The sequence below is a fragment of the Nonomuraea sp. NPDC050394 genome (assembly GCF_044459065.1).
Classification (GTDB): Bacteria; Actinomycetota; Actinomycetes; order Streptosporangiales; family Streptosporangiaceae; genus Nonomuraea.
Genome location: NZ_JBITIO010000007.1, coordinates 504,171 through 523,175, shown reverse-complemented (window position 1 = coordinate 523,175; position 19,005 = coordinate 504,171). Strand labels below are relative to the sequence as shown.

Sequence of the window (19,005 nt, the reverse complement as noted above, 5' to 3'; positions counted from 1 at the left end):
ACTGCGCTGCTGCCCGCATCGAGCTACCGCGATCGTGCAGGCCATCCTCGTACTTCAGACTGCTGAAGATGGCCGCTGATCAAGATGGAAAAGGCTCACTCGTAATGAAGGGGTCGCCGAGCCGCACGATCTAGAGGCGATTGGCCCTGTCCGAGGGTTCGATCTTGTGACGCAGCTCTGCCACCTGTGACGCCAGGTTCGAATAAGCGGCAATTAGGTCCACAGGCAAGGTCTTTCACATTGGCGCGCTTCGCTCTTTAGGGTTCCAGGCGTTTCTCCAGTCGAGCTGAAGCCCGACCCCTGATGGTGCTTCGCGCGTTCTCCGCGGGTCCCACCCGTTGCCCGGCTGGGTGGTTGGGCGGTTGGATCCAGCCCTGGGTCAGTGGTCCTCGCTTCGCTCGGGCGCCTTGATCGTGTGCGCCTTCGGCGCGTGGCTTGCGCTGTGTTTCCCAGAGTTGCGGGTGTGGTGCTGGGATCGGTGGCGTTCGGTGATGGGATGCCACGCGTAGACGGGCACGATGGCGCTAGCCGTACGACGCTGTGCATCGCCAGCAGCGCTCCCTGATGCATCGGGCGACGAGAGGCCGTCTACACCCTCACCGAGTTCCAAACCACGGAGTCGATGATGCGAGTATCTCGCGGACGAGAGAATGCGTCACACCCGGACCTGGATCCGGCGGCCGCACGCAGCCGCCGGATCGGGACGGCGCCGACGAACGGCCGGGCGATGACGCTCTACGGCAGCGTGACGTCGATTCCGCGGCTACCGAAGAAGGTCGCGAATACCTCGATGCGCAAGACCGCGAGGCAGGCGGCGGTGCGGCGGAGGTACGGATCAGGTGGATCTCTTCGTGGACCGAAGCCCCGACCACACGGCCATCGGCTGGCGGATCGATCCGCGACAACCTGCTCGCACACATCCTGCTCAAGGCGGTCGCTGCCTTCCTGAAGGTTCACCGGGCCCCAACCTTCCCGCCTCGAGCCTGAGACCGGTCAGCTGAACAGGCTGACGATCACGTCCATGCTGGGGGCGACCGGTGTGAGGCGGTGCGGCGGCGGCTCGATTCCCATGAGGTTGCGGAGGAGGAAGTCCCACTTGCGCCGGTTGACGTGGTGCTCGTAGCCGATATAGAAGTGCTCGGCGCCGGGGACCACGAGGAGTTCTACGTCCTTGTCGGCCGCCATCAGCCGTTCGGCGAGCCGGAGTGAGTGGTGGACGTGGACGACGTCGTCCACGCCGCCGTGGATCAGCAAGAGCTTGCCCTCCAACTGGCCGGCCAGTTCCACGTTCGACGAACGAGCCCAGGCGGCGGGGTCCTGGCCGTCGTAGGCTTCGGCGAAGTGCAGGTGGAACAGGCGGGTGTCGTGGTTGCCCGACTCGGCGACACCGACCTTGTACACGTCGGGAAAGGCCAGCATGGCCCGGACGGCGGCGAATCCGCCTCCGGAATGGCCGGTGACGCCGACGCGGCCGAGGTCCATCCAGGGGCGGGTGGCCGCCAACTGCCGGAGGGCGGCGACGTGATCGGCGATGCCGCCGGCGGCGGCCTGGTTGCCGTAGGAGGCGTCGTGGAAGGCCTTGTCCCTGCCGGGGGTTCCCCGCCCGTCGACGGCGATGACGACGAAGCCGAGCGCGGCCAGCACCTCGGCTTCCTGGCCGAGGATCCCCGGGTCGAAGGCGGGTGAGACCCGGGTGCTCTGCGGGCCGGGGTAGACGTGGTCGATGACCGGATAGCGGCGGCCGGGGTCGAAGTCGTGCGGCCGGTAGATGATCCCGTAGACGTCGGTGACGCCGTCGGCGGCCATGGCCCGGAACCGTTGCGGCGGGGTCCAGCCGGTTGCCAGCAGCGGGGTGATGTCGGCCTGCTCCAGTTCGACCAGCACCCGGCCGTCCCATCCGCGCACGGTGGTCACCGGAGGGCGCTCGATGGTGGAGGCCGAATCGATGAAGCAGTCCCCCGTGGGGGAGACGGTGACCATGTGGTGCAGGTCGTCGTCGGTGATGCGGGCGAAGCCGGTGCCGTCGAGACTCACCCGGCACACGGACTGGCGGTAGGGGTCCTCGGCGACCAGGCCGGAGGCGGCGATGTAGACCTCGCGCGCCGTTTCGTCCACGTGCAGGATGCGCTGCACCGCCCAGGCTCCCGAGGTGACTTGCCGGATCGGCGTGCCGGTGTGCGCGTCGTACAGGTAGAGGTGGCCCCAGCCGTCGCGCTGTGAGTACCACAGCACCTGCGCCCCGCCGGACAGGATATGGACGATCGGCGCCGTCCCCGTCTGGCTGGGCTCCACGCGGGTCGGGCCGCTCTCGCTCAGCACCGTCCTCACCTGCCCGGTCGACGGGTCGAGCCGGTTCAGGTGCAGGGAGCGCTGGTCACGGGGCTGGCTCAGGTAGTACACGGCCGACCCGTCTTGGGCCCACCAGGCCCAGCCCGAGGCGATCGGCGACATCAGCGGCATGGGTTCGGGAGCCGTGCGGGCCTTGACGACGTGGCCGGTCGCGGCGTCGATCACCACGAACTCCCCTTGCGACATGTGGGTGTCGCCGGGGTAGGCGTAGCGCTGCGTGATCGGCCGCGGGACGCCGCCGTCAGCCGGCAGCGCCTCCATGATCTGGGTACGGCGGACCGCGCGCTGGTCGGTGCGGTGGGTCAGCACGCGTGTCGAGTCGGGGGACCAGGCCAGGGCGGGTGGCAGGTGGCTGTGCAACCCGAGCTTGTGCGGCAGCACCGACGGGGCGAACGGCGTGGCGCCGTACTCGTTGTCCTCCTGGCCGTCGGTGGTCAGGGACCATTCGCGGCCGTCGGCCACCGAACGCGCCCACAGGTCGTGTCCGCGCAGGAACGCCACGAGCTTGCCGTCCGGGGACGGCACTTCCAGGAAGCCGGCGCCGTGGGCGGTGTCCCGGGGAGTGGGCGCACACGTGTAGGTGTCCAGCCGGCAGCGCCAGAAGGAGCCGAAGGCGAAGAACTCGACCGCGTCCGCACCCAGCTCGATGCCGGAGAACGGCAGCGCGTCCGGGCTTACTTCCTGCCCGGATGCCGCCGCCAGCGCGGCTGCCAGACGGTGGTGGTCGAAGGCGGGCGCACGGGATCCGGCGGCGGGGTCCACGAGGATGAAGCGCCTCCCGTCACGGGTGTCCACCGTGTACCAGAAGCGGGCGCCGTCCCACTGAGGATTGATCTTGCCACCGCGCGTCAGCGCCGCCCGGTTGTGCCGGAGCAGGCGCTCGGCTGCTTCGTATCGGGTTCTGTCCACCGTGATCACTCCATGTCATTGGGATACAAAAACGAATCGTTTCGTTTCGAGGATGGCAGCGGACGTGCCGGTATGTCAAAACGATACGTTTCGTTTAGGGTGTGGGCATGACACGAACCCCGAACCCGGACCGTCGCCGGGACCGAAGCCGCAGGGCGACCCTCGCCGCGGCTCTGGAGATATGTGTGGAGCGGGGATACGCCGCGGCGACCGTCGATGCCATCGCCGCCCGCGCGGGTGTCAGCAAGGCGACCATCTACCGGTGGTGGCCCGCCAAAAGTGCGATCCTCCTGGAGGCGGTCGACGAGGCGGCTCCCATTCCCGAGACGTTCCCCGACACCGGCGACCTGGCAGCCGACCTGCACGCCTGGCTCGGCGGCATCCTGGGCGTCTTCCGCGATCCACATCTCGGCCCGGCCTTCACCGGCTTGCTCGCCGAAAGCCAGCTCGACGCGCACCTCGCCCGGCAGTTGCGCGCAAGGCTGATCGACCACCGGGTCGCCCAGCTGGAGGAGCGCATGACCAAGGCGCGAGAGAACGGGGAACTCGCCCCCGACGCCGATCTCGAGGTGGCGCTTGACGTCCTTCACTCACCGATCTACCGGCGGCAGGCCCTGCATTATCCACTGCCCGACGACGCCTACCTGGAAAGGCTCATCGCACTCGTCATGCGGGCCATAAGTCCCACTCGCGCCGGCTGACCTACAGCTGATCGCTCCAACCTTCGCCCCAGAGCCTCCATGGCCGGGTCAGGAGGTCGCCAGCGAAAGGAGGATGGCCAGGGAGCCCGCCGTCGTCAGGAGAAAGCGGGTCATGACCAAGGGCCGGAACCAGCCGGGGAAGACCCCCTTGGCCGCCCCCATCAGCGCCTTGGTGTCGATGGTGGTGACGTTGGACCTGCGGAGGGCGCTCTCCACATAGCGGTCGACGAAGACCTGAGTGGTGGTGACGAAGCCGCCGGCGATCAGCAGGATGGGCTGCAGGATCCAGGTGAACAGCGGCTGGCCACCGAGGTTCAGTACGGCGAGCGCCGCCAGGACCGCGGCGATCAGCACCGAGACCGCCACGCTGGCGATGCCGGCGGTGAAGTCGAGGCCGTGCTTTGCCAGGATGGCGGGAAGGTGGCCCTGGCGCCGGACCTCGGCTTCGGCCGCGTGCTGGGCGGCGGTGCCGTACCGGTGGCCGGCAAGCGGAACGATCACGTACGTCAGGGCTGTCAGGAATTGAAGGGTGGCAACGACGAACACAAGGGGTCTCCTCACACCAGAGTTTGAACTTTGTTCAACACCGTAGCGTCGATTTGATCTAAGTTCAAAGCGGGTTGAGGTGAGCGGCGCCGACGGCGGCAAGGAGCTTCGCGAGGTCATCGCCGAAGTGTTCGAGACCGCCCTGTGGTCAATGGCCGCTCGCGGGGGTGAGCCAGCTCTGCAGGCTGTCCAGGAACAGGGCGAGGCGGCGCTCGAAGTCCTCGTCGCCGGCGCTGTGCGGGCTCTTTCCCGGGCGCGTGGCGTACAGCTTGCTCAGGCGCGGGTACGGCTGCGCCGCCTGCTGGGCCGCGGGCCACAACCGCTCGGCCACGTCGTGCGCGGACTGTCCGCTGCGGGCCAGCATCGTCAGGTACGCGGCTTCGCTGATCGCCGTGCCGAGCACGTAGGCGATGAGCGTGTTCAGCGCGTGGTCGGCCTGCTCCAGCGTGAAGCCGCCGCGTTCGAACAGGGCGAGGATGTCCTCCGAGGCGCGCATCATGCTGGGCCCGAGGAAGACCAGGCCCGCCTGGCCGATCACCGAGGCGAACCACGGATGCCGCAGGATCACCGAGCGCAGGCTGTTCGCGGTGCGGACGGCGCCGCTGCGCCAGTCGGCCGGCGGCCCGGGAACTTCGATCTCGCCGTAGATCTGGTCCACGACCAGTTCGAGAAGTTCGTCCTTGCTGCCCACGTGGTAGTAGAGCGCCGGGGCGACGGCGCCGAGCCGGCTGCCGAGCCGGCGCATCGTCAGCGCGTCGATGCCCTCCTCGTCGAGCAACCGGATCGCCTCGGACACGATCTGCTCGCGGCTCAGCTCCGGCTTGGTCCGCCGTGCGCGGCGTGGCCGGGTCCACACCGAGGCGAACGGCTGGTCATCGGCTGACATACGACCTCCTCTGTCCCGGCCAAGCATAGCCCCCTGTTGAACGACGTAAAACTTCGTGTACGGTGTTGACAGCTTCTAACAGCGTTCAACTATCCATACATCGTTCGAGAAGGAGGTGTCCGGGATGGAACGACATCCCCGGCGCTGGCTGATCCTGACCGTCCTGTGCCTGTGCACGCTGGTCCTGGTCGTCGACAACGGCGTACTCACCGTGGCGATCCCGACGCTCACCCGCGACCTCGGCGCCGGCGCCCAGGACATCCAGTGGATCACCGCGTCCTACATCCTGGTCTTCGCCGGGCTGCTGCTGACCGCCGGCAGCCTGTCCGACCGCTACGGCCGCCGCCGCGTCATGATCATCGGTCTGGTGGTCTTCGGCGCCGCCTCCGCCCTGGCCACCTACGCCACCACTCCCGGCCAGCTGATCATCGGCCGGATCCTGATGGGCCTCGGCGGCGCACTCGTCATGCCCAGCACCCTGTCGATCCTCATCACCGTCTTCGACGACGACGAACGCCGCCGAGCGACCTCCATCTGGAGTTCGGCCCTGATGCTCGGCGTGATCGGCGGCCCGGTGCTGGGCGGCGCGTTGATCGCGAAGTTCTGGTGGGGCTCGGTGTTCCTCATCAACGTCCCCATCGCCATCGTGGCGATCATCGCCGCGCTCGCGTGGATGCCGGAGTCCAAGGCCCCCGCCCGCAAAGCCGACCCGCCGGGCGTGATCCTGTCCGCGCTCGGCATGAGCGCGCTGGTCTGGGCGATCATCGAGCTTCCCCGCTACGGCCTGGCCCACCCGCTCATCCTCACCGCGCTCGGGGTGGGGACGGTGGCCATGGTCACGTTCGTACTCTGGCAGGCCCGCACGCCGTACCCCATGATGCCCCTCGCGCTCTTCCGCCAACGCGACTTCACCGGCGGCAGCCTGGCCCTGGTCCTGGTCCAGGTGGGCACCGCGGGACTGCTGCTCGCGGTGCCGCAGCACCTGCAGTTCGTCCTTGGCTACACCCCGACCCAGGCCGGTATGGCGATCGCCCCCATGGCACTGGCCACCATCGCCGCCAACGCCGTCGGCGGCGCGCTCGGGAACCGGATCGGCAACCGCCCCCTGACCGTCATCGGGATCGCGGTGCTGGCCGCGGGGTTCGCCTTCCTGGCCGTCACCTCGGGCGGGGACGGCTACGGAAGCGTGGTCACCGCCCTGATCCTGTTCGGCACGGGAACCGGGCTGGCCCAGCCCGCGGCCGTGGCGGCACTGATGGGCGCGGTCCCGCACGAGCACGCAGGAGTCGGATCCGCGCTCAACGACACCATGCAGCAGGCCGGCAGCGCCCTCGGCGTCGCCGTCCTGGGCAGTGTGCTGGCCTCGGCGTACACCTCGGCCATGCCCCTCACGGCCACCGAGCGGGCACGCGCCTCCATCGGCGACGCCCTCGGCGTCGCCGCCCGCACCGCCGACACCGCCCTGGCCGAGACCGCACGCGACGCGTTCACCACCGCGATGTCCATCACCTCCATCGCCGGAGGCGTCCTCGCGGTGGCCGGAGCCGTCCTGGCCTTCCTCCTCATCCGCGACCGCTCGGCCGGAGCGCCGAGCTCGAAGGAACTCCATCATGCACGTTGACGTGGACATTCCCGCCTGTATCGGCGCCGGCCAGTGCGTCCTGCTCGCACCCGACGTCTTCGACCAACGCGACGACGACGGCCTCGTGGTGCTCCTGAGCCCGGAGCCCGCCCCCGAGCTCCGGGAGGCGACCCGCGAGGCGGCCCAGGTCTGCCCCGCCAGGGCGATCAAGGTCACCGAATGAACCGGATCGTGATCGTCGGCGCCTCCACCGCCGGGCTCTCCGCCGCCCAGACGCTGAGGTGGGAGGGCTATGACGGGCAGCTCACCCTGGTGGGCGCTGAACCACACCTGCCCTACGACCGGCCGCCGCTGTCCAAACAGGTGCTCGCGGGAACCTGGGAACCCGAGCGCGTCCGGCCCTTCGACGCCGCCCACTACGCCAGCCTCGGCGTGGACCTCCGGCTGGGACGGGCGGCCACCGCCGTGGACCTGCCCGGCAAGGCCGTTCTCCTGCGCGAGGAGAGGCTCGCCTACGACGGCCTGATCATCGCCACCGGCGTCTCCCCCCGCCGCCCGCCGTGGCCCCACGTGCTCGCGCTGCGCACCCTGGATGACGCGCTACGGCTACGCGCGGCCCTCCGGCGGCTGCCCCGCCTGGCGGTGATCGGCGCCGGCTTCCTCGGCGCGGAGGTCGCCGCCACCGCCCGCACCCTCGGCTGCGACGTCACACTGATCGATCCGGCTCCCCAGCCGATGGCCCACCAGCTCGGCCTCCGGCTCGGCGCCCGCGTCGCACACCTGCACCGGGAACACGGCGTCATCGTGCGCACCACCACGAAGGTACGGCGCGTGACGCCGTCCGGCGTGGAGCTGCACGACGGCCGGACCGTCCAGGCCGACCTGGTCGTCGCGGCCATCGGCTGCACTCCCGCGACCGGCTGGCTGACCGGCTCCGGGCTCCCGCTCGGCGACGGCGTCGAGTGCGACGAGCGCGGCCGCGCCGCACCGGCCGTGTACGCCGCCGGCGACGTCGCCAGCTGGCACAACGCGGCGTTCGGCACCCGGATGCGGCTCGAACACCGCCTCAACGCCGTCGAACACGCGAACGCCGTAGCCCGCAACCTGCTCGGCGCCGACCGGCCCTACGCCCCGATCCCGTACTTCTGGAGCGACCAGTTCACCACCAAGATCCAGGCGTACGGGATCCACCCGGCCGACGCCGAGATCACCGTCGAGCACGGCTCACTCACCGGCGACCGGTTCGTCGTCGCCTACCGCAACGACGGCCGGATGGTCGGACTGCTCGGGTGGAACAGCCCGCGCGAGCTCCTCACCCTGCGCGCCCACACCTTCGAACCAAGGAGAACGCGATGACCGAGTCAGTGACCTTCCCCCACGAGCGCCTCGCGCGATGCCCCTTCGATCCCCCGGCGGAACTGGCGAGCCTGCGCGAGCAGCGGCCGATCGCCCGGCTGGCCTTCGCCGACGGTCACCAGGGCTGGCTGGTGACCAGCCACTCCCTGGTCCGCGAAGTGCTAGCCGACCCCCGCTTCACCTCCCGCTACGAGCTGATGCACCACCCCCTCGTCCCCGCCGGGTCGGGCCTGATGCCCCCGGCCCCCGTCGGAGACCTGTCCGGCATGGACGCCCCCGGGCACACCCGCTACCGCAAGCTGCTGACCGGCCAGTTCACCGTCCGCCGGATGCGGCAGCTCACCGGCCGCGTCGAAGAGGTCACCGCCGAGCACCTGGACGCCATGCGACAGCACGGCCCACCGCTCGACCTGCTCCAGGCCTACGCACAACCCATCCCCGCGATCATGATCTGCGAGGTCCTCGGCGTGCCGTACGCCGACCGCGACACCTTCCGCCGCCAAGCCGCCGACGGCATCGCCGCCTCCACCCCGGAAAAGCAGTTCACCGCCTTCGCCGCACTCAGCGAATACATCGGCGAACTCGTCCGCGCCAAACGGGCCGACCCGACCGACGACGTGCTCAGCGACCTGACCGACACCGACCTGACCGACGAAGAGCTCACCGGCATCGGCACCCTGCTCCTTGGAGCCGGCCTCGACACCACCGCCAACATGATCGCCCTCGGCACCTTCGCCCTGCTCCAGCACCCCGCCCAGCTCACCGCACTGCGCGAGAACCCCGGCCTCGCCGACAAGGCGGTAGAGGAACTACTGCGCTACCTGACCATCGCCCACACCGGCATCCGCGCCGCCTTGCAAGACGTCGAACTGAACGGCCACCTGATCAAAAAGGGCGAAACGGTGGTCCTCGCGGCCAACGCCGCCAACCGCGACCCGGCCAAGTTCCCCAACCCCGACACCCTCGACCTGAACCGCCAGGCCACCGGCCACCTGGCCTTCGCCCACGGCATCCACCAATGCATCGGTCAGCAACTGGCCCGCGTCGAACTACGCACCGCCCTTCCCGCCCTGCTCACCCGCTTCCCCGGCCTGCGGCTGGCCGTAGCGCCAGAGGACGTTCCGATGCGTACCGACTCCAACGTCTACGGCGTACGCGCACTACCGGTCACCTTCTAGCCGCGGCACGACGAGCGATCCGATCACCTCACGGACCGGCCGGCGGTCAGGAGATACGGCGAGCGAGCAGGACCTGCGGCCGCGCACAGTCCTACAGCCATGTGCCTCGGACTGACTGAACGCCCTTCGAGTGATGGTCCCCTGGGGTGGGCTTTTGCCTGGTCCAGGGGTCCTGCCCGGGGCGCCGCCCGGCCCGTCGGCCTGCCGTTCAGGTGAGCAACGCGCCATGATCACGCGGGCAGCGGCCGACCGGCCCCGGACGGAGGCTGGCGACGGACCGGATACCGCAGGTGCAAGGCGCGCCGGCCCTGGATGACGATCGGGTCGTCGAGCAGCAGGTGTCCACCCTCGATCTTCGAGAAGTACGGGATGCCCTCGCCGAACAGCACCGGTACGAGGCTGACGCACACCTCGTCCACCAGGCCGAGAGCGAGTGCCTGCTGGGTCACGTTCGCACTGGCGATCGTGACGTTCCGGTCACCGGCGATCTCCCGCGCCCGATCGATCGCCGCCTCGACTCCGTCGACGAACGTCGTGGTCGGCCACTTCTCGGCGGCATCCGCGGGCGGGCGGTGCGTGACCACGACCACGGGTGCGCCGGCCGGATGCTTGTCGTTCCAGCCACCGGCGATGTCGAACAGGCGGCGGCCGGCGATGAGCGCGCCGGTGTTCTCGGTCAGCTCCCGCCACGCCTGCGCACCCGCATCATCGACCTTGACCGAGATGTCCTCGTTCGGGTTCGGCACGACCACGTCTCCGGCCTCATACCAGTCGAACAGCTCGCCGACCTGGTCATCCGGTTGTGCGATGTATCCGTCCAACGACATCGTCATGTGGCTGAAGACCTTGCCCATGAGGGTCCTCCTCTGGATATCGCTCGGCCGGGTGACTCCCGGCCCGTCTTACAAGGGTCCTGAGATAGACCACCTTCACCCGCGGAACTCATCGCACCACCGCACCCCCCAAGCGGTGACGTCGAACCGCAAGGCATCACGCTTCCCGGGTAATCAGGGTCGCGGTCTTCGTCCAAGATCGCCCAAATCGTCGACGTGCATGGGGGTGCTTCATGGCCCCCCACGCATTGGCCGGCAAGCCACCACAAGATCAACGCGCGTTCATCTGGCGACCGTAGGACCAACGAGCAGCGAACCGTTCCCGGCAGGCGCCGATTCCGCCGCCATGTCCGGGTCTCGCGTTCGTCTGGCCGTTCGTCTCCGCTGACGTTCATCGGTCTGCGCGTAGGAGTGGAGCAGCCAACCGGGTTGGTTCCGTGAATGACCGCAGCCGGTCGGGAAGATTCACCTGAGATCGGCGAGGGTGATCTCCGGGTCGGGGAGGGGGTCGGTTGCGGGGCGGGCGCGCAGGCCTTCGAGCATGAGGGCGAGGTAGCGGCCGGCGCCGGCCGGGGTGAGGTCGGGTTGCAGGCCGGGCATGGGCCGCAGGAGCAGGGCCATCATCATCGAGAGGTCGGCGGCGCTGACGTCGTTTCGAACCTTGCCGTCGGCCTGGGCGTGGCGGACGAGCCGGTCGAGGATCTTCAGCAGGAGAGCGCGTAGCCGGAGGTTCTCCGGGTCGTCGCGAAGGGTGGCCCAGGTGCCGGCGAAGCGCATGGCCAGACCCGCCGCCAGGCGCAGGTCGCCGCCGGCTTCACGGACGAATCGCGTCAGCGCCGCCCAGGCGTCCGGCTCCTCGTCCTCGGCTGTTCTGGCGATGGCGATCACTTGGTGGAAGCTGTTCAGCGCCACCCCGCGGATCAGCTCGTGCCGATTCGGGAAGCGGCGGTACAGGGTGCCGGTGCTCACCCCGGCCCGGCGGGCCACCTCCTCCATCGGCACATCGGCACCATGCTCGGCGATGAGGGCGTGGGCCACCGCGATGATCTGCTCGCGGTTCAGCTGGGCGTCGGCACGGAGCTTGCGATCAGGGTTCACCGGTCCAGTATATGTGTAACAAGACCCTCCGTATAGGATGCTGAAACGGAGGGAATGCTGTCACTTATTGATGGAGGATCCATGCGAGTCCTGATCTCCGGTGCGAGCATCGCCGGTCCCGCCCTGGCCTACTGGCTGACCCGGTACGGCTACGAGGTGACCGTGGTGGAACGCGCACCGCAACCGCGAAAGACCGGAGGACACTCAGTCGATCTCTGGCGCCCAGCCCTGGACATCGCCGAACGCATGGGTGTGCTCCCGGCGATTCAGAAGCGTTCCACCGCGACCGAGCGCACGCTCGCCTACCGCCCCCGCGTCAGGCGGCCCGCCCTGATCGACAACACGAAGATCTTCACGGCCGTCTCCGACCGGCACCTCGAGATCATGCGTGACGACCTCAGCGAGATCTTCTACGACGCCACCCGCGACACGGCCGAGTACGTCTTCGCCGACTCCATCACCTCCATATCCGAAGACGGCGAGGTCACCTTCGAGCGGGGTGAGCCGCGCCGGTTCGACCTGGTGATCGGCGCCGACGGGCTGCACTCCAACGTCCGCCGCCTGGCCTTCGGGCCCGAATCCCAGTTCACCCACTGGGTCGGCGCCTACCTGGCGGTCATCTCCGTGCCCCGCGACCTGGCCCGCGACGGCGACATGATCGCCCACTTCGACGTCGGCCGCACCGCCATGGCCTACACCGCCGCCCATCTGGACGACGCCCGTGTGCTGTTCCTGTTCCGCACCGAGCACCCCCTCGACTACCACCATCGCGACATCGCCCGGCAGAAGACCCTGCTCCGCGAACACTTCGCGGGCCTCGACGGCCACGTTCCGCGCTGGCTCGCCGAACTGGACCGAACCCCGTCCTTCTACTTCGACTCCATCACTCAGATCCGGCTGGAGAGGTGGTCACGCGGCCGGGTGGTGCTGGTCGGCGACGCCGGACTGTCACCCGGCCCGGCGATCGGGGCCAGCACGAGCCTTGCCATGGTGTCGGCGTACGTCCTCGCCGGGCAACTGGCCGCGGCCGGTGGCGATCACACCCAGGCGTTCGCCGCCTACCAGGCAGAACTGCAGGAGTTCGTCCGGCGCAGCCGCGCATTCGCGAACGGCATGGCGAAAACGTTGCTGCCCTCACACCGGCTGGGTCTGACCCTGCTGGTGAACGGCACGGAACTGGCCACCAGCCTGCCCAGCGGACTCACCCGATGGCTGGCCGGCCTCAGCTCCAAGGGAGTACGGCTGTTCGACTCCTTCCCGGTGCGGGACTACCAGCCAAGGACCCCCTGAGAGGCAGATCGTAAGACTCGCGTGCACCAAGCGGAGGAGAGGGCTGCAAACGCCCAGCTCGCCCCCGCAAAGGCATCAAGCCCCCGCCGCACCACATAACCGGCAACACAGCCACCACCCGGAATGTCACGAACGCCGCGAACACGAAGACCAGAACGTGAACGACAAGCTCAGGGCCAGCTGGTGTCCTGAACCAGGGTCTCCAGCTCGTTGATGAGGCGCGTCACGTGGAATCCGTCTGCCACGGCGTGATGCGCCTGCACCGCGACGGGAAGTCGCAGACGGCCCTCTCGCTCGATGTAACGACCGAGCGTGAAGATCGGCGACAGGTGGTCCCAGTCATTGTCGATATTGAGGTTTAACGCGGTGAAGGACGCCCATGGGACGCTGGAGATGTCGAAGGCGTTGGGGGGCCGGAACCCTTGCGGAACGAATTCGGTGGCCTGACTGTGTTTGGTGAGCAGCGGGGCGGCGACTTCGTGGAACGCGCCGAAATCGGGGTCGTATTCAGCGAACACGCCCGCGAAAGTCTCGAGTTCGGGGTTGAAGACCGTAAAGGCCGGGTGCACGACGGGCCATACTGCCGGGGCGCCCTCCTCGGTGAGGCACATCTTGAACTCATCGTGCCGGTTGACGATCGTGGCGAGCGCCCAGACCTGCGCGATGTACGACTTGCGCGGTGATCGCCGCAGCGCGGCGACGAACGCGGTGACGTCGATTTCGAAGGTTATTGAGTATGTGCAGGGAACGCGCCGGAAGTGTTGGAAGTGCTGTCGCCGCGGCCACGTGTCCATGTTGAGCGGTTCGGGGGCATGATCCATGTGATGGATCATGCCAGTGCCTTCTCGGCGCGGCTATGGGTTATGACGGTTGGGATGATGCCTCACTTCATACGCTATTTTGCGCCATTGCCTATTGTTGAGTAACGGGTATGGCGGCCTGGGCTCGGAAGGCTGGGCTGTCGTCATCGCGGGTCGTCCCATCCGCCGGAGGCGAGGTGGTCGAAGTGGCGAGCCAGCGCCGGGCCGTCTCGGCGGTGATGTCGGTGGCGCCCAGCTCGTTCAGCAGCGTGATCGTCTCGTCGAGGCCGGTGGGCTGGTGCCTGGCCAGTGCGGCGAACAGGTCGGGCGAGTCCATCCAGGCGGCGAAGTGACCCGTCGCACGGTCATGTGCCAGGTGCCGGCGTGCGGGTGACCGCCCTGAAGGATCAGCTCGTTGTGGCCGCGGCGCTGGTAGGTGAGGGCGGCGGAGCCTCAGGAGGACGCCGGTCAGCCGCGCTTCTCCACCCACGAGTTGGTGACGTAACCGCTGGTATAGGCGACGGACAGGCCACCCACCGGCGCCCAGTTCCCCGTCGCCGACTGCGGGTGGCCGCCGGAGTTGGTGTAGATGGCAGAGACGCGGTGTTCTCCGGTGCCGGTGGTGCACGTACTCGTGACCATCCAGACGCCATACGTGTTCACGGTGCAGTTGTCGGGGACGGCGTGAGCCGGTGTGGTGGTGCTCAGCACCAGGCCGGCGCTGAGGGTCGCGGCGGAGATGGCCGCGACTCGCTCCCTGAGCCTCATGTGCGCTCCCTCCGGTTTCGTACGAAGGCCGACTCGCGGGTTACTCTTAGGAAACTTTCCTAAACAGGAAATATCCTGCCCACAGGTGGGCGTCAAGAGGCATCTCACTGCGATCGGGCGGCGGCGATCGCCGCGCACACGACGATCCCGGCCATGCGGGTGATCGCCCGGAAGGGCGAGCGGAAGCGAGCGGGCCGCGCTCGGCTGCCCTGCGGGACAACTCCGGCATGATCGTCACCGGTGACCCGCACGCGGCACGGCGTCCGCCGCTGCCGTCACCGGCCCTGGTTGAGCTACCAGGCCGCCGGCCTGATCTTCGTGACCCTCCAGCTCACGTCGTGGTGAGAGAACCTCTCACCACCAGCCCCCGACGACCTCGACGGCCTCGCTCTCCAAGGCCTTGTGCCATGCGGGATCACGCAGCAATCGCGTCTCCCACGCGCGCACGACCCCGTCCGGTCCGTTCACCGCGTCCTCGCGGGACGGGTGCAGGAACAACTCGCTCGTCCCCTCGGGAAGGGCGGCGAGACGGCGCAGATAGTCATCCCGGAGCCGCTTGTAGGAGCCGAGCTCGGACAAGGTCCGGCGGTTGGTCGCGATCGTCTGCGGGATGGCCACGCCGAGCGTGTCGGCGAACGCCACGGCGCTCTCGTGTGCCGCCGCCAACTCCGGCGGAAGGGGACCGCCGAAGTACGGCTCAGCGTCTCGGGGCAGCCGGAAGGCCAGGCTGTGGCGGGCGCACCACTCCAGCGCCGCGGCGAGCCATGATCGGCCGTGCAGGCCGTACAGGGTGCCGGAGTGGGAGTCGGCGGCCACGGGCGGGAGGTCGCGGTCGCGCATCCAGCGCAGCTGCGCGTCCGCTTCCCGGATGACGTCCTCGGCCTCGCCCCGTGCGCCGAGGGCGAAGGGGTCGTCGGTGAGGGTTCCGCCGGGGTCGGCGAGGGTGGCCGCGCCGTTGAGGGGGCGCCAGCGCGGGAGGCCGTGCTCGCTGGTGAGCGTCACGTGCAGGCGCGGTACGACGCCGAGGTCGCGGACCTGGGCGGCGGCCTGATCGGCGAGGGGTGAGACGGGGATGAGGGTTGTCGCGCTGACCTGGCCCTCGGCGAGCAGGGCGATGATGACCTCCGTCGTCCCGGCCTCGCGGCCGAGGTCGTCGGCCGTGATGACGACGCGACGGGTCACCGGCTTTCCTCCGGGCGGGGCGAGCTGGGCTCGGGTGACGGTTCGAGCGGGAACGAGATGAACCGTGCGGCCATCGCGCCGATCGTGGTCAGGACGAACGGGTACACGCACAGGTACACGCGGAACGCGAAGCCGGGGTCAGATCCGGGGTCGGCGCCGGAGTTGTAGCCGAAGAACACGCCCAGCGAGGTGAGCGCGAGTCCCGTCACGATGCCGTTCAGGCGGCCGAAGAAGCCGAACGCGGACAGGAAGAGGCCTTCGCGGTGCTCGCCGTTGTGCGCGGCGTCGGCGTCCAGCACCCGCGCGACGATGAGGTCGTTCGTCGCGAGCATGCCCGACCATCCGGCGCCGACGAGCGCGCCCGCGGCGACGGCCGTGACGAGGTCGGTGGCGAAGAACAGGGCGGCGAAGCTGGCGGCGAGGATCGCGAAGGACAGGCGCCAGGCCCACAGGGCGCCGCGGCGCGCGACGACGCGCGTCCACACGACGAGGCCGAGGGCGGAGATGAGGATGACGATGCCCTGGAGGTAGAGCGCGTTGGCGACCGGGAGCCCGAGCGAGTAGCGCACGTACAGCTGGATGCCGGCCAGGACGAGCGCCATGGCCGCCCCGTAGCAGGCGCCGGTGAGCCCGACCTTCCAGAACACCGGGTTGCGGACGATGGACCACAGGCTGGGCAGCAGTCTCTCCCGCGTGGAGTAGCGGGGGTTCTCGCGCGCGCTGAGCGCCATGAACACGATCACGACGACGGCGATGGCGCCGTAGATGATCGCGGTGATCTGGAAGCCTTCGGTGGACTTCTCGGTGCCGAACACCTGTGTCGTGAGCAAGGGGGTGACCGCGAGCGAGATCACCAGGGCCACGAGCTGGAAGCCCTGGCGCAGGCTGTTGGCGACGGCGCGGTCGCGCTCGCGCGGATACAGCTCGGGGAGCAGGGCGCCGTAGTTGGCGTTGAGCATCGAGTCGAACGCCTCGCACAGGATCGCGAACACCGCGAACCACAGGACGAGGCCGATGCCCTCCAGTGAGCTGGGCGCGGAGAAGAAGGCGATCATGCAGGCCGCGAGCATCGGCGCGCCGACGAGCAGCCATGGGCGACGCCGGCCGAACCGGCTTCTGGTGCGGTCGGAGAGGTGGCCGAGCAGCGGGTTGTCGAGCGCGTCGATGACCGCGTAGATGACCATGACCACGCCGTACGCGCGGACGTCGAGGCCGAGGATGTCGACGTAGAAGAAGATCATCGATCCCTTGATCATGTTGATCGGGATCGAGGTGCCGAACATCCCGATGGCGTAGCGCCACGCGGGAGTCCGCCCCGGGGCGGCGGCCATACCGGGCTGGGTCACGTGCTCATCCCCTTGTCGATGCCGACACTCGACGGAGAACCCTGATTTTGTCCCACCCGGGACGTGAGGCGAAAGAGCACCACATGCCGGAGCATGGCCGTCCTGCCCGACCTGCCGGTGATCCACACCGCCCGTGACGGGACGCTCCGGCCCGGAGACACCAAGGTTCTGGGCGCCCTCAGCGTCTACAACCACGACGAGGAAGGGCTGCGAGGGGTCGCCGCCGACCCCGGCTTCGCCGGCAATCGCACGATCTATCTCTCCTACGCGCCCCTACTGTCCACTCCCGCCGGGGACGCTCCCGCGACCGGCGCGGACTGGAGCGCCCGGCAGGGCGTGAACCGGCTGCCGAGGCTCACCGTCAAGGCCGGCTGGACGCCGGACGTGGCCACGAGGAGACCGGGCTGGTGATCCGGTCCAAGCCCGGCACGGTCCTGCCGGCGGACTCCCGTTGCAGCTTGGACATCGATCTGGCCATGCGGGTGGTGCTCGCCCATGTGCCGCCCGAGGTGTTCCCGGAGCCGCGCCCGGGGCGGGGCGCGCTCGGCTCGTTCCCGGCGCGGTTCGCGCTGCAGAACAAGCCGAACACGCTCACGGGTGCTCCGGTGCCGGGAGCGGCGGGGAGTCCTCGGATGGTGATCCAGGCGTAGGACTCCTGGCGGTGAGGCCCGGATTGGCCCGCCGTCGTCCACGGCGCCGTCCCGCTCCGCCTTTGGTGAGGTACGGACCGACCTGCGGGAGGCGGCGTTCATCCCCTGTCGCATCGCTCGGTACGTCCCACGCTCCGATTGATCTGATCCAGGCGTTTACAGGTGCGGGCCAGATCGTGGCAGTGTTCCACTCCGCGTGATCAAGGACCGCATGATCCAGTCGCGCCTGGGAAAGGTTCGCCCCACAGAGATCGGCCTGGCTCAGGTCTGCTCTGGACAGGTTGGCTCTGGACAGGTTCGCCCCGGTCAGGTCCGCGCCGACCAATCTCCGGCAGGAGAGGTCCGCGCGCCGGAGATCCACCCCACACAGGTCGAGAACGAAGGCTCCCGGCTCAAGTGGCGGAATGAGGTGGCTTACCGCCATGTAGATTTCCGGCGGGTCGATCCTCGGTATTCGTGGGTGGAGGGTTACGAACGTCATTCTCGTCACCTCGGCCACGAGCTTGAAGTTGATGTCACCGAGGGAGGACGCGCGAGCGTAGAGCCAGGACGAAAGTGCGTCACCCTGGAGCCATGACAGAGCCGCCGACGAACTGTCGCCCGTCGTGACGGCGTCGATGGTGTCATCCCATATCTTTCGGGGGCACGAGTAGAGGATGGCGACGATGTCGCGGACGACCGACCGGATGGCGTCATCCTCAGCTACCCGGCTGATCGCAGGCGATTCCGATGGTGGAGGACGGCGAGCGGCCTTCACCTCGTGTTCTCCGTTTCGCGCGATGCCTGGTAAGCCGATAGCTGGGGCTGGCGCCGGTTGAGGAGCATGGTTCTGGCCAGCCGGTCGAGGGTCGCGAGTACATTGGCCACCTGTTCAGGCGTACAGCGGCTCAGCGCCCGCCAGGCGATCACTACCACTCCTGCGATCAGGGCCAACATCACCACCGTCCCCGCCATGATGGCTACCACCGTTGTTGTCATCATCGCTCCTGCCTTCGTCGTTTCGGGTCGGTTCCTGGGGCATGCGAAAGCCCCGCCCGGTCCGAGGTGTCTCGGACCGGCCGGGGCCAGAAATGACAAAGACCTCGTCCGGCAGAGCCGTCGAGGTCTTCTGTTTCCGGGCAGGCTTCCGCCCGGCAGCCCGATGGTCACACGGACGCCGGAGGCGCGTCAACCCCGAGCGGCGTAAGTGGATTGGCATACTCCCGGCCCGAGCCAGAGCTCGGGGGGACACGTGGCCAGATACACGACCATCGCCGACGATGTCGCGTCCGGGACCGCGCTACACCAACGCCGGCCCGGCGCGCTCGCCGAAGGACGGGCACGTCGGCATGCGGAACCACGGAACGGGCGACACCGTCTCGTTCCGCAACATCCGCATCGCGGAGTTCTGACCCGCCGTCAGCCGAGCGGTAACGTCCCCGGGCCTCGGGACCGATGCTTGAGGTAACGGTGGCGCGGTCGATCTCCACGGCTACTCTGAAGCGGACCAGAGGTGAGTGAAGGTGTCATTCCCCTGAGGGCCGGACGGTCC

21 protein-coding genes are annotated in these 19,005 nt (G+C 68.7%); 9 read left to right on the top strand and 12 right to left on the bottom strand.

Going from position 1 to position 19,005, the window contains the following annotated elements; all coding sequences use genetic code 11:
- Positions 1 to 993 precede the first annotated feature (993 nt).
- The gene (locus tag ACIBKY_RS28965) at positions 994 to 3,258 is read right to left on the bottom strand and encodes a DPP IV N-terminal domain-containing protein (RefSeq protein WP_397101311.1); all 2,265 of its coding nucleotides are present in this window, start codon (positions 3,256 to 3,258) and stop codon (positions 994 to 996) included.
- A 107-nt stretch (positions 3,259 to 3,365) separates the two neighbouring features.
- Between ACIBKY_RS28965 and ACIBKY_RS28960 the strand changes: the two genes are divergently transcribed.
- On the top strand, positions 3,366 to 3,959 hold the full coding sequence (locus ACIBKY_RS28960; protein WP_397101309.1) for a TetR/AcrR family transcriptional regulator: 594 nt from the start codon (positions 3,366 to 3,368) through the stop codon (positions 3,957 to 3,959).
- 48 nt (positions 3,960 to 4,007) lie between these two features.
- Here the strand turns inward: ACIBKY_RS28960 and ACIBKY_RS28955 are convergent, their stop codons facing one another.
- Both ACIBKY_RS28955 and ACIBKY_RS28950 read right to left on the bottom strand, forming a co-directional pair.
- The gene (locus ACIBKY_RS28955) at positions 4,008 to 4,460 is read right to left on the bottom strand and encodes a hypothetical protein (protein WP_397101307.1); all 453 of its coding nucleotides are present in this window, start codon (positions 4,458 to 4,460) and stop codon (positions 4,008 to 4,010) included.
- Between the two features lie 193 nt (positions 4,461 to 4,653).
- Positions 4,654 to 5,391: a TetR/AcrR family transcriptional regulator gene (locus ACIBKY_RS28950; protein ID WP_397101305.1), complete on the bottom strand. Its 738-nt coding sequence runs from the start codon at positions 5,389 to 5,391 to the stop codon at positions 4,654 to 4,656.
- Between the two features lie 124 nt (positions 5,392 to 5,515).
- Here ACIBKY_RS28950 and ACIBKY_RS28945 point away from each other — a divergent pair, with 124 nt between their 5' ends.
- From ACIBKY_RS28945 to ACIBKY_RS28930, 4 genes are read left to right on the top strand one after another with little or no spacing between them, the layout of a single operon-like run.
- Positions 5,516 to 7,012, top strand: a complete 1,497-nt coding sequence (locus tag ACIBKY_RS28945; protein WP_397101303.1) for an MFS transporter — start codon at positions 5,516 to 5,518, stop codon at positions 7,010 to 7,012.
- Positions 7,002 to 7,196, top strand: coding sequence for a ferredoxin (locus ACIBKY_RS28940; protein WP_397101301.1), 195 nt, complete (start codon positions 7,002 to 7,004; stop codon positions 7,194 to 7,196). Before ACIBKY_RS28945 ends, ACIBKY_RS28940 begins: the two co-directional genes overlap by 11 nt.
- Positions 7,193 to 8,329, top strand: a complete 1,137-nt coding sequence (locus ACIBKY_RS28935; protein ID WP_397101299.1) for an NAD(P)/FAD-dependent oxidoreductase — start codon at positions 7,193 to 7,195, stop codon at positions 8,327 to 8,329. Before ACIBKY_RS28940 ends, ACIBKY_RS28935 begins: the two co-directional genes overlap by 4 nt.
- The gene (locus tag ACIBKY_RS28930; RefSeq protein ID WP_397101297.1) at positions 8,326 to 9,507 is read left to right on the top strand and encodes a cytochrome P450; all 1,182 of its coding nucleotides are present in this window, start codon (positions 8,326 to 8,328) and stop codon (positions 9,505 to 9,507) included. Before ACIBKY_RS28935 ends, ACIBKY_RS28930 begins: the two co-directional genes overlap by 4 nt.
- Positions 9,508 to 9,737: 230 nt before the next feature.
- On the opposite strand, the gene ACIBKY_RS28925 is transcribed toward ACIBKY_RS28930, so the two are convergent.
- Together ACIBKY_RS28925 and ACIBKY_RS28920 are read right to left on the bottom strand one after the other, a co-directional pair.
- Positions 9,738 to 10,361 carry a dihydrofolate reductase family protein gene (locus tag ACIBKY_RS28925; protein WP_397101295.1) on the bottom strand — a complete coding sequence of 208 codons (624 nt, stop codon included), beginning with the start codon at positions 10,359 to 10,361 and terminating at the stop codon, positions 9,738 to 9,740.
- A 444-nt stretch (positions 10,362 to 10,805) separates the two neighbouring features.
- Entirely contained in the window at positions 10,806 to 11,438 is a 633-nt protein-coding gene (locus tag ACIBKY_RS28920; RefSeq protein WP_397101293.1) for a TetR/AcrR family transcriptional regulator, read from the bottom strand.
- Positions 11,439 to 11,519: 81 nt separating this feature from the next.
- Here ACIBKY_RS28920 and ACIBKY_RS28915 point away from each other — a divergent pair, with 81 nt between their 5' ends.
- Complete coding sequence (locus tag ACIBKY_RS28915; RefSeq protein ID WP_397101291.1) at positions 11,520 to 12,728, top strand: FAD-dependent monooxygenase; 1,209 nt, start codon at positions 11,520 to 11,522, stop codon at positions 12,726 to 12,728.
- Positions 12,729 to 12,898: 170 nt separating this feature from the next.
- Here the strand turns inward: ACIBKY_RS28915 and ACIBKY_RS28910 are convergent, their stop codons facing one another.
- The 5 genes from ACIBKY_RS28910 to ACIBKY_RS28890 all read right to left on the bottom strand — a co-directional run bounded on the left by ACIBKY_RS28910 (position 12,899) and on the right by ACIBKY_RS28890 (position 16,824).
- Complete coding sequence (locus ACIBKY_RS28910; protein ID WP_397101289.1) at positions 12,899 to 13,549, bottom strand: CatA-like O-acetyltransferase; 651 nt, start codon at positions 13,547 to 13,549, stop codon at positions 12,899 to 12,901.
- A 91-nt stretch (positions 13,550 to 13,640) separates the two neighbouring features.
- Positions 13,641 to 13,865, bottom strand: coding sequence for a hypothetical protein (locus ACIBKY_RS28905; protein ID WP_397101287.1), 225 nt, complete (start codon positions 13,863 to 13,865; stop codon positions 13,641 to 13,643).
- Between the two features lie 131 nt (positions 13,866 to 13,996).
- Positions 13,997 to 14,296: a hypothetical protein gene (locus ACIBKY_RS28900; protein ID WP_397101285.1), complete on the bottom strand. Its 300-nt coding sequence runs from the start codon at positions 14,294 to 14,296 to the stop codon at positions 13,997 to 13,999.
- A gap of 354 nt (positions 14,297 to 14,650) precedes the next feature.
- On the bottom strand, positions 14,651 to 15,478 hold the full coding sequence (locus tag ACIBKY_RS28895) for a carbohydrate deacetylase (protein ID WP_397101283.1): 828 nt from the start codon (positions 15,476 to 15,478) through the stop codon (positions 14,651 to 14,653).
- Complete coding sequence (locus ACIBKY_RS28890) at positions 15,475 to 16,824, bottom strand: MFS transporter (protein WP_397101281.1); 1,350 nt, start codon at positions 16,822 to 16,824, stop codon at positions 15,475 to 15,477. The genes ACIBKY_RS28895 and ACIBKY_RS28890 overlap by 4 nt, the downstream gene beginning before the upstream one ends.
- Before the next feature lie 93 nt (positions 16,825 to 16,917).
- Here ACIBKY_RS28890 and ACIBKY_RS28885 point away from each other — a divergent pair, with 93 nt between their 5' ends.
- Together ACIBKY_RS28885 and ACIBKY_RS28880 are read left to right on the top strand one after the other, a co-directional pair.
- Positions 16,918 to 17,235: a PQQ-dependent sugar dehydrogenase gene (locus ACIBKY_RS28885; RefSeq protein ID WP_397101279.1), complete on the top strand. Its 318-nt coding sequence runs from the start codon at positions 16,918 to 16,920 to the stop codon at positions 17,233 to 17,235.
- Positions 17,232 to 17,474 (top strand): hypothetical protein, encoded by a 243-nt coding sequence (locus tag ACIBKY_RS28880; protein ID WP_397101277.1) that lies wholly within the window; start codon positions 17,232 to 17,234, stop codon positions 17,472 to 17,474. Before ACIBKY_RS28885 ends, ACIBKY_RS28880 begins: the two co-directional genes overlap by 4 nt.
- On the opposite strand, the gene ACIBKY_RS28875 is transcribed toward ACIBKY_RS28880, so the two are convergent.
- Positions 17,416 to 17,898: a pentapeptide repeat-containing protein gene (locus ACIBKY_RS28875; RefSeq protein ID WP_397101329.1), complete on the bottom strand. Its 483-nt coding sequence runs from the start codon at positions 17,896 to 17,898 to the stop codon at positions 17,416 to 17,418. The genes ACIBKY_RS28880 and ACIBKY_RS28875 overlap by 59 nt on opposite strands.
- Before the next feature lie 329 nt (positions 17,899 to 18,227).
- The gene (locus tag ACIBKY_RS28870) at positions 18,228 to 18,455 is read right to left on the bottom strand and encodes a hypothetical protein (RefSeq protein ID WP_397101275.1); all 228 of its coding nucleotides are present in this window, start codon (positions 18,453 to 18,455) and stop codon (positions 18,228 to 18,230) included.
- A gap of 278 nt (positions 18,456 to 18,733) precedes the next feature.
- On the opposite strand from ACIBKY_RS28870, the gene ACIBKY_RS28865 reads away from it, so the two are divergent.
- On the top strand, positions 18,734 to 18,865 hold the full coding sequence (locus ACIBKY_RS28865; RefSeq protein ID WP_397101273.1) for a hypothetical protein: 132 nt from the start codon (positions 18,734 to 18,736) through the stop codon (positions 18,863 to 18,865).
- Positions 18,866 to 19,005: the final 140 nt, after the last annotated feature.

What these genes read in the sequence shown, in the direction of transcription:
- ACIBKY_RS28960 (WP_397101309.1), top strand. Translation starts at nt 3,366, where the DNA reads ATGACACGAACCCCGAACCCGGACCGTCGCCGGGACCGAAGCCGCAGG.
- ACIBKY_RS28950 (WP_397101305.1), bottom strand. Translation starts at nt 5,391, where the DNA reads ATGTCAGCCGATGACCAGCCGTTCGCCTCGGTGTGGACCCGGCCACGC.
- ACIBKY_RS28945 (WP_397101303.1), top strand. Translation starts at nt 5,516, where the DNA reads ATGGAACGACATCCCCGGCGCTGGCTGATCCTGACCGTCCTGTGCCTG.
- ACIBKY_RS28940 (WP_397101301.1), top strand. Translation starts at nt 7,002, where the DNA reads ATGCACGTTGACGTGGACATTCCCGCCTGTATCGGCGCCGGCCAGTGC.
- ACIBKY_RS28935 (WP_397101299.1), top strand. Translation starts at nt 7,193, where the DNA reads ATGAACCGGATCGTGATCGTCGGCGCCTCCACCGCCGGGCTCTCCGCC.
- ACIBKY_RS28930 (WP_397101297.1), top strand. Translation starts at nt 8,326, where the DNA reads ATGACCGAGTCAGTGACCTTCCCCCACGAGCGCCTCGCGCGATGCCCC.
- ACIBKY_RS28925 (WP_397101295.1), bottom strand. Translation starts at nt 10,361, where the DNA reads ATGGGCAAGGTCTTCAGCCACATGACGATGTCGTTGGACGGATACATC.
- ACIBKY_RS28915 (WP_397101291.1), top strand. Translation starts at nt 11,520, where the DNA reads ATGCGAGTCCTGATCTCCGGTGCGAGCATCGCCGGTCCCGCCCTGGCC.
- ACIBKY_RS28910 (WP_397101289.1), bottom strand. Translation starts at nt 13,549, where the DNA reads ATGGATCATGCCCCCGAACCGCTCAACATGGACACGTGGCCGCGGCGA.
- ACIBKY_RS28905 (WP_397101287.1), bottom strand. Translation starts at nt 13,865, where the DNA reads ATGGACTCGCCCGACCTGTTCGCCGCACTGGCCAGGCACCAGCCCACC.
- ACIBKY_RS28900 (WP_397101285.1), bottom strand. Translation starts at nt 14,296, where the DNA reads ATGAGGCTCAGGGAGCGAGTCGCGGCCATCTCCGCCGCGACCCTCAGC.
- ACIBKY_RS28885 (WP_397101279.1), top strand. Translation starts at nt 16,918, where the DNA reads ATGGCCGTCCTGCCCGACCTGCCGGTGATCCACACCGCCCGTGACGGG.
- ACIBKY_RS28875 (WP_397101329.1), bottom strand. Translation starts at nt 17,898, where the DNA reads ATGGCGGTAAGCCACCTCATTCCGCCACTTGAGCCGGGAGCCTTCGTT.
- ACIBKY_RS28870 (WP_397101275.1), bottom strand. Translation starts at nt 18,455, where the DNA reads ATGATGACAACAACGGTGGTAGCCATCATGGCGGGGACGGTGGTGATG.
- ACIBKY_RS28865 (WP_397101273.1), top strand. Translation starts at nt 18,734, where the DNA reads ATGTCGCGTCCGGGACCGCGCTACACCAACGCCGGCCCGGCGCGCTCG.